General features: G+C 45.8%; 6 protein-coding genes. 3 read left to right on the top strand and 3 right to left on the bottom strand.

The window, feature by feature from the left end; genetic code table 11:
• Positions 1 to 209: 209 nt before the first annotated feature.
• On the bottom strand, positions 210 to 1,388 hold the full coding sequence (locus BIZ39_RS10800) for an aminotransferase class V-fold PLP-dependent enzyme (RefSeq protein ID WP_187446956.1): 1,179 nt from the start codon (positions 1,386 to 1,388) through the stop codon (positions 210 to 212).
• A gap of 264 nt (positions 1,389 to 1,652) precedes the next feature.
• Between BIZ39_RS10800 and BIZ39_RS10795 the strand changes: the two genes are divergently transcribed.
• Positions 1,653 to 2,081 (top strand): hypothetical protein, encoded by a 429-nt coding sequence (locus BIZ39_RS10795; RefSeq protein WP_014948106.1) that lies wholly within the window; start codon positions 1,653 to 1,655, stop codon positions 2,079 to 2,081.
• A 153-nt stretch (positions 2,082 to 2,234) separates the two neighbouring features.
• On the opposite strand, the gene trxA is transcribed toward BIZ39_RS10795, so the two are convergent.
• A complete protein-coding gene (trxA, locus tag BIZ39_RS10790; RefSeq protein WP_187446955.1) occupies positions 2,235 to 3,104 on the bottom strand; it encodes a thioredoxin in 870 nt (289 codons plus the stop codon).
• A gap of 287 nt (positions 3,105 to 3,391) precedes the next feature.
• Between trxA and BIZ39_RS10785 the strand changes: the two genes are divergently transcribed.
• Both BIZ39_RS10785 and BIZ39_RS10780 read left to right on the top strand, forming a co-directional pair.
• On the top strand, positions 3,392 to 3,724 hold the full coding sequence (locus BIZ39_RS10785) for a DUF962 domain-containing protein (protein WP_187446954.1): 333 nt from the start codon (positions 3,392 to 3,394) through the stop codon (positions 3,722 to 3,724).
• Positions 3,725 to 4,007: 283 nt separating this feature from the next.
• Positions 4,008 to 6,116, top strand: coding sequence for an alpha/beta hydrolase family protein (locus BIZ39_RS10780; protein WP_187446953.1), 2,109 nt, complete (start codon positions 4,008 to 4,010; stop codon positions 6,114 to 6,116).
• Between the two features lie 200 nt (positions 6,117 to 6,316).
• On the opposite strand, the gene BIZ39_RS10775 is transcribed toward BIZ39_RS10780, so the two are convergent.
• Positions 6,317 to 7,498: a PQQ-dependent sugar dehydrogenase gene (locus BIZ39_RS10775; RefSeq protein WP_187446952.1), complete on the bottom strand. Its 1,182-nt coding sequence runs from the start codon at positions 7,496 to 7,498 to the stop codon at positions 6,317 to 6,319.
• Positions 7,499 to 7,568 lie beyond the last annotated feature (70 nt).

Here is a 7,568-nt window from a genome sequence, read left to right as displayed (position 1 = left end):
ATTCTTTCGTATACCGCTTTCTTCCGGCCATTTACTTTCTCCAGCTAAAGTTCAATTATATCCTTAACTGGACTGGTCAACTCAATTAAACCACCTCAGCCCTATTCCTTCTATAATAAGTACCAACGCTAAAGCGGGTAGTAGCCACTCCATAAAACTATCCTTAAATAAGTGTGACGTTAATATTTACGTATGTTTAAAGCAACGACTTACGCTTTCTGATTCAGTGCGGTTAAATCAATGTACTCAGGGGTGTGGTACAGACCAAAACCAAACCGTAAGCGGTTTCCTCTAAAATCGGTAAGGATATGGTGCTCTTTAAGCGCTGAAGCGAGGGCTTTTGTTTCATCGGCACTATCTAATTCAAAGGTAAGGAAATGCCCTCGGTTTGCTTCATCACTTACTGCTAGATGTTTTTCGTTTAGCAAGGGATGGTTGCAGGTAGCAAGTTTCTCTAGAAATGTGCGCTGCATACCCATTATATATTCGTTAACTGTGGCTACATCAATGCCATTGTCGTCGAACATACGAAGCACGGCTCTTAATCTGTAGAGCGCGGTAAAATCCATGGTCGCACCGGCAAAACGCATTCCATCTAGGCTATATTGAACGCTGTCTTTGCCGCCAACCTTGCGAGGCTTATCTAGCTCGCCAAACTCTGCAAACCAGCCTGTATATGCGGGTCTTAGCTCACAGCCCACGGGTACGTGCGCAAAACATGCGCCCTCTCCTGCCTGAGCATATTTGTAACTACCGGCAAGATAAAAGGCTCGGTGGGCAATGTTCGCTATATCGGTAGGCTTTGCCATAAACCCGTGATAGCCATCAACCACAATAAGGGTATTGTCGTTAGTTACGCTATTTACGATATCTGTGACATCGTTCACCACGTATCCGGAATTAAAAAACACCTGACTAAAGAAAACCAGCTCGGGAGCGTGTTCGGCAATGGCGGCCTTAAAGCGCGACGCAAACGTATCGTAGGGTTTAGTAGGGACGGTAATAAGTACTATCGCACCCTGCTCTTGCATCCTACTCGCTTGGCGCTGAAAACTGTGAAACTCGCTGTCTGTCGACACTACTTTATAAGGCGCAGTACTATCGATGCAGCTCATTACGCGATAAAGCAACTCATGGGTATTGGGCGCAAAAACGATTTGCTGTGGTGCTCCAGTGTTCAGTATGTTGCTAATGCGCTGCTGTAGCTCTGGCACCAAAGTTTGGAAGAAATATCCCCATTTTTCGTCAACATACTTAGCGCTGTCATCCCAGTAGTTGAGCATTGCATCACGCGTGCAGTCGGGCCAAAAGTAGTGGCTGTGACATGCATAGTGCTGTTTACCTTTGTTCGCATTAAGAAAACCCGTATAAAAATGCTGATATGCCATGCTCTATTACCCAATATAAAAACTGCGTAAACCCTATCAAATTTCTACCTTTTTCGCATGAATCTGCGCCTGCAACAAAACATTTATTTACAAATTAAGTGTAAATTGTTTTGCCCAAATCGACGTGCTTAGTGATATTTCTTATATAAACACAACTACAGCAAATTTTTAGAACTCTGCTATACCCTATAGAGGCAAGATGTTTTTGTTAGCCGAGTTAGCAAGCTCCGTCTGTTCCACGCAGACAAACATTAAAGGTATTTTATGCGTTTTCCTAAATACGGAAATTATTCATTGGATGTCTCAGGTAACGTACTTGAGGTGTTTGCAACCGGGGCGTGGAACCTGAAAACGACAGAGTTTTTTATAGAAGAAATGCATGAACTTATCGCTAAGTTCGACAATAAGCCTTGGGCTGCCCTAATGGACGGACGCCGCTGGGTGCTTTCTACGCCTGAATGCCAAACCCGTTTAGCAGAAGCAATAAAGGTGAACATTTCGCGAGGGCTCACACGCTCAGCTTACGTGCTGGATACCGGAATGGTTAGGCGGGCCCAATTAGAACGAACCCACCCATCTAAGCACCGTGACGCTGAATCAGCTAACTACGAGCGCGATTATTTTCAAAAGTATTTCGAAGCACTTAATTGGCTGCACAAAGAGGGGTTCTCCCCTATTCTCTCGCCTAAATAAATACAGCAATCGAAGTAGAAATACACACGGTGACACTCGTCAGCATGTGTTCTCGTTCACCTGCAAGCACCAGCACGAACCTCGTACAGTCAATTTATCAAAGTCAGACTCGACTCATTGTCCCCTACGACAGCCGCTAAAATGCTGACGTTGTTAGTACAATAAGCTGTAAACTTTTCGGCGGTATTCCGACTTCAACGGGTCGCCGTCGGCAAGCGCATTCACCATATCCATCACTAGCTTTCTGGCGTCGCCAAACCCAAGTTCTTTCTTTAACACACTATAAAGAAGCTCTAGTGCATCTTGTGCTTTGTTCGCTTGCTGCAACTGTACCGCTAAATCAACTTTAAGCTGCAAGTCGTCTGGGTTCGCTTCTACCGCTGCTTGAAGCTGACGAATTTCAGGAGTGTCGGCGGCTTGTTCTGCCAATTCAATTTTTCCCGCTAAGCTCTTATAGCGAGAGTCTTGATCAACCAACTTAATTTCTTCCAATAACGCTTTGGCTGTATCGATAGATCCGGTCTCGATATAGCAATCAATAAGCATATATTTAGCGTTTACGTTATCTGGGTTAAGCGCTAGGGCTTCTTTAGCTGCGGGCAGTGCCTCTGCATAATCACCTTGCTGAATCGCTTTGCCAGCAGTGGCAAGTAGATCGTCTTCAGGATTAGGCAAATATTTAGCGAGCATTTCGCGAATTTGCTGCTCAGGTTGCACACCCGCAAAGCCGTCAACAGGCTGACCATTTTGCACCACCATCACCGTTGGTAGACTTCTAATACCAAACTGTGCAGCGACTTCTTGCTGGGCTTCGCAGTCTACTTTAGCAAGGATCAAGTGCTGGCTGTATTCACCCGCCAGCTTTTCCAAAATAGGCATAAGGTCTTTACAGGGCTCGCACCAATCTGCCCAAAAATCAATTAGCACCAGCTTATCTTGCGACGCTTCAATGATGATTTGTTGAAAGTTTTCTACCGTAATATCTACGATGGTTGCTTGGCTATTCGCAACGAGATTTTCCATAACGCAGGCCTTTAATTTCTTGTATTGAGAGGAATATGGGGCAGACGTCCTGAAATTACAAGGTTAAGGTAGGCTATCTTTGGTCACCGCGCCTTGCACTAGGAAGCGCTTCTTAATTCGCCACTTTGTTGATCTGCGCCAGTGAGCACGCATGTTTGCAAAAACTCATTCTCTTTTTGTCGTATTCACGACAATCTATTTCAGAATAGAATGTTAACGTAGTGTAAACTACTGCTACTAAGTCACTCTACTTCTATAAAATACATGCTTATGGCCGAGAGGGTTTTATGTCTACACAAACAAGCGCTGACACGCATTTTGCTTCATTCAAAGAGTTTTACCCGTTTTATTTAAATGAACATAGAGATAGTAAATGCCGCACGCTTCATTTTATCGGCTCGTGGCTGGTTCTCGGCGTTATAGCACTAGCAGTATTTATGGCTAGCTGGTCGCTACTGTGGTTTATTCCGCTAGTAGGTTACGGTTTCGCTTGGGTAGGTCATTTCTTCTTTGAGAAAAATCGCCCTGCGACATTTAAACACCCGCTTTACAGCCTAATGGGCGACTGGGTCATGTTTAAAGATATTCTTGTGGGCAAAATTAGCCTTAAAGGCGAATAAAGCTCAAATGACTTAAAGGACGGCCAGCCCTCTATTAATAATGACAACTGCCATTGCTAGCGCCCTGCGTTGTTAAACGTTGCGCTTAATGTTGGATATGTAATTTTAACGGACAATCCAGCCTCTTCACCGCACGCGCTTTACATAAAAGAAACGAAAGCGATATGGTTAGAGACAACGTTCGCAGGTTGCTACATTTGCGTTAGGATTTACGCTAAGCACACGACAGCGAACATTCTACCTATCGCGCTCAGCGCAAAAAACAATAACAAAAGGAACAACTATGTTTGCGTCTCGTTTCGCCCTTCGACCAGTACGAAAAGGCTTATGTGTTACCTCGACTGCATTATCACTATTGGTTTTAGGTATAAGTCAGGCCAATGCATTGCAGGAATCTGCCTCTGATTCGACTAGCTTAAATGCGCTGACATACGATGACACCTTTAACTTAGAATTTGTGGCCAACCCACAGTTTCTTAATAAGGATACGGTAATTTATTCTCGTCAGAGCATGGATGTCATGACTGACGGAAGACAAAGCCGACTTTGGCAAGTAAATATTAAATCCGGTGAGCATCGCCCGTTTATTGGTGTAGATGAAAACTTGTCACAGGCTACCTTATCGCCCAACGGTAAAATGGTGGCATATACAAAATCGGTCAACGGCCGCGCACAAATCCATCTCTATTACTTAGATACCATGCAGTCTGTGCGCTTGACCAACACCAGCGAAGCACCTCGTCAGTTAACCTGGTCTCATGACAGCAAAACCTTAGCCTTCACCCAGTTTACCGAAGAAAAGCAAAAGCCATTGTTTACCGGCATGCCGAGCAAGCCTAAAGGAGCAAAGTGGGCTGACCAAGGCACCTATATTGATGCGGTGCAGTATAGAGGTGACGGAAGAGGCTACTTGCGTGAAGGCTTTGACCAGATATTTGTTCTGCCTGTTGAAGGCGGTACGCCGCGTCAGTTAACAACTGGAAAATTCCCTAGCGGCGGCACCCTTTCTTTCTCTAAAGAGAATGACTGGATTTATTTCGCCACACCACAACGAGAAGACTACGCGCTGCACCCTTTGTTTAGCGACATCTATAAAGTGAATGTGAATACAGCGGCAGTTGAACAAGTTACCGATATCGAAGGGCCTGAAGGTAGACCAACCTTGAGTCCCGACGGAAAATACCTTGCATTTACTCAGCTCAACGACAGAAAGCTTTCTTATCAGAATGGCGACCTTGTGGTACTTGAGCTTGAAAGTGGTGACATCAGCCGCTTAACTACGTCACTAGATAGAAGCTTAGGCAAATTTGAGTGGCGCAAAGACAGCCGAGGATTAATCTTTTCTTACCTTGATCACGGCGAAACGAAACTTGCTGCAGTGAACCTGAAAGGCGATGTGAAACCTATCGACGTTAGCATAGGTGGACAAGCGTTTGGACGCCCTTACACGTCGGGCGACTTCGCAGTTAGTGATAAAGGCGATATTGTTTACACCACGGCAAGCCGCTCTGTGCCTGGCGACCTGGCGCTTTATAAAAAAGGCAAAGACGATACACAACTTACCGATTTAAACAGCGATGCACTTGGTCATAAAACGCTGGCAGAAGTACAAGACCTTTCCGTAGTATCAAGTGTGGACGAGCTACCTATCGACGCATGGATTGCTTTGCCACCAGGATTTGATAGCAGCAAAAAATACCCGCTAATTTTAGAAATTCATGGCGGCCCACATGCAGCCTACGGCCCTCACTTTGCCATGGAAATTCAGCTAATGGCCGCGCAAGGTTATGTGGTTGTATGGTCCAACCCAAGGGGCAGTAGCTCTTACGGTGAAGACTTTGGTAATTTGATCCACCATAACTACCCATCAGAAGATTATAACGACCTAATGGATGTGGTAGACGCGGTTGTTAAGCAAGGCTATATAGATTCAGAGAATCTGTTTATTACTGGCGGCTCAGGCGGCGGAACCCTTACCGCATGGTCCATTGGTAAAACTGACCGCTTTAGTGCAGCTGTTGTGGCGAAGCCGGTTATTAACTGGATGAGCTTTTCATTGACTGCCGACGCGTACCCGTACTTTAGCAACTACTGGATGGCAGATATGCCATGGACTATCGCGGATAAGTTATGGCAGCGTAGCCCTTTGAGCTTAGTGGGCAACGTAGTAACACCCACTATGCTGCTAACCGGTGAAGCCGATCACCGTACGCCAATTAGCGAGACAGAGCAGTATTATCAAGCGTTGAAGTTACAAGGTGTCGATGCTGCAATGGTACGAATTCCAGGGGCTTCACACGGCATTGCAAGCCGCCCTTCTCGCTTGATACAGAAAGTAGGAAATATTGTGGCGTGGTTTGAACGCTACAAGAAGAATAACGACGGCGAATAAGTCAATACGAGACCCGATGTCCTTATAAATAAAAAAGGCGCTTACTTCATTTTACAATAACAATGAAGTGGCGCCTTTTCTCATTCTGCGTCTTATACCAGAATTTGAAAGGGAACAGCCATTCCTGCATTCCCACGCTTCGCTATGAAGCTTGCCAGTGCCTTCTGAGTGAGCACTTATCTATGCGGACTGGTACTATGCTATTTGGTTAGCTTTAATACTTTGCCGTTCGGTGCATCGGTCAGTAAGTAAATGGCACCTTCTGGGCCAACTTCAACGTCGCGAATACGGGCGTGATTGTCACGAACATATTCAAACTGCTCTGCGGGCTTTCCATCTTCTACTTTTATGCGACGAAGGTGAGTAAACTTCAACGACCCCACCAGTACATCCCCGTTCCATTCTTTGAACATTTCACCTTGGTAGAACGTTAGGCCGCTTGGCGCAATTGATGGGTCCCAATACACCCAAGGCTGCTTCATGCCATCCATATGGGTTTTGTCGCTGATAATGTCGCCACTATAGTCAACACCATAGGTAATCACAGGCCAACCGTAGTTTGCACCGCGTTCAAGGATATTGATTTCATCACCACCTTTCGGGCCATGCTCCATCGCCCATACCGCACCAGTTTCAGGATGAATAGTAACGCCTTGCACGTTGCGGTGACCATAGCTGAATATTTCAGGGGCTTTGCCGTCTGTGAATGGGTTATCTTCTACTGCGCTGCCGTCACGGTTTATGCGTACAATTTTACCGAAGTGGTTATCGGTGTTCTGCGCTTCTTTCATGTACTTGTAGCGGTCGCCCATGGTGATGTACAAGTGGTTTTTAGCATCGAACGCTAAACGACAGCCAAAGTGAAAGCCGTTATCCACAATTGAGTCGGCACTAAAGATAACGTCAACATTTTCAAGGCCTGAGTCGGTAAGCTTAGCCTTTGCAACACTGCTACTGCTGCCCAGCTTGCCCTCAACCTCACTCGCTTTGCTGTAACAGAAGTAGATAGTGTTGTTGCTGGCAAAATCCGGGTCGATAGCGATGTCCAACATACCACCTTGGTTTTGCGCAACCACCTTAGGCACATTACCTAGACGTCCTGACAACTTACCGTCTTTTGATAAACGCTGAATGCCACCTTCACGTTCCGTAACTAGCAGATCGCCATTTGGCAAAAATACCATTCCCCAAGGATGAACAAGCCCTTCAGCGAGCGTGGTTACGGTAATATCGCTGTCGGTGATTTCATGCGCTTCGCCATGTTTATGATCTCCGTGAGCTAAAGCGGAGTGGCTGATCGTAAGCGCCAATACACAAGTAAGTGACTGCGCTAGCGCGCTCACAGGTTTGAATGGTACAGCTAAAATAGTTGATGGTTTCATCGCTAGGAGCCTCATTTTAAAAAGCCGTGTGCGCGTTCACACAGGCTTCTTCTATTATTCTTAGTGGAAG

The organism is Alteromonas sp. BZK5, assembly GCF_014349115.1.
In the GTDB taxonomy this organism is placed as follows: domain Bacteria; phylum Pseudomonadota; class Gammaproteobacteria; order Enterobacterales; family Alteromonadaceae; genus Alteromonas; species Alteromonas macleodii.
The sequence above is the reverse complement of the archived record's forward strand: the minus strand, read 5'-3'. Positions and strand labels throughout refer to the sequence as shown.

Coding starts and splice junctions, on each gene's coding strand:
- trxA (WP_187446955.1), bottom strand. CDS start 3,104: ATGGAAAATCTCGTTGCGAATAGCCAAGCAACCATCGTAGATATTACG.
- BIZ39_RS10775 (WP_187446952.1), bottom strand. CDS start 7,498: ATGAAACCATCAACTATTTTAGCTGTACCATTCAAACCTGTGAGCGCG.
- BIZ39_RS10795 (WP_014948106.1), top strand. CDS start 1,653: ATGCGTTTTCCTAAATACGGAAATTATTCATTGGATGTCTCAGGTAAC.
- BIZ39_RS10780 (WP_187446953.1), top strand. CDS start 4,008: ATGTTTGCGTCTCGTTTCGCCCTTCGACCAGTACGAAAAGGCTTATGT.
- BIZ39_RS10785 (WP_187446954.1), top strand. CDS start 3,392: ATGTCTACACAAACAAGCGCTGACACGCATTTTGCTTCATTCAAAGAG.
- BIZ39_RS10800 (WP_187446956.1), bottom strand. CDS start 1,388: ATGGCATATCAGCATTTTTATACGGGTTTTCTTAATGCGAACAAAGGT.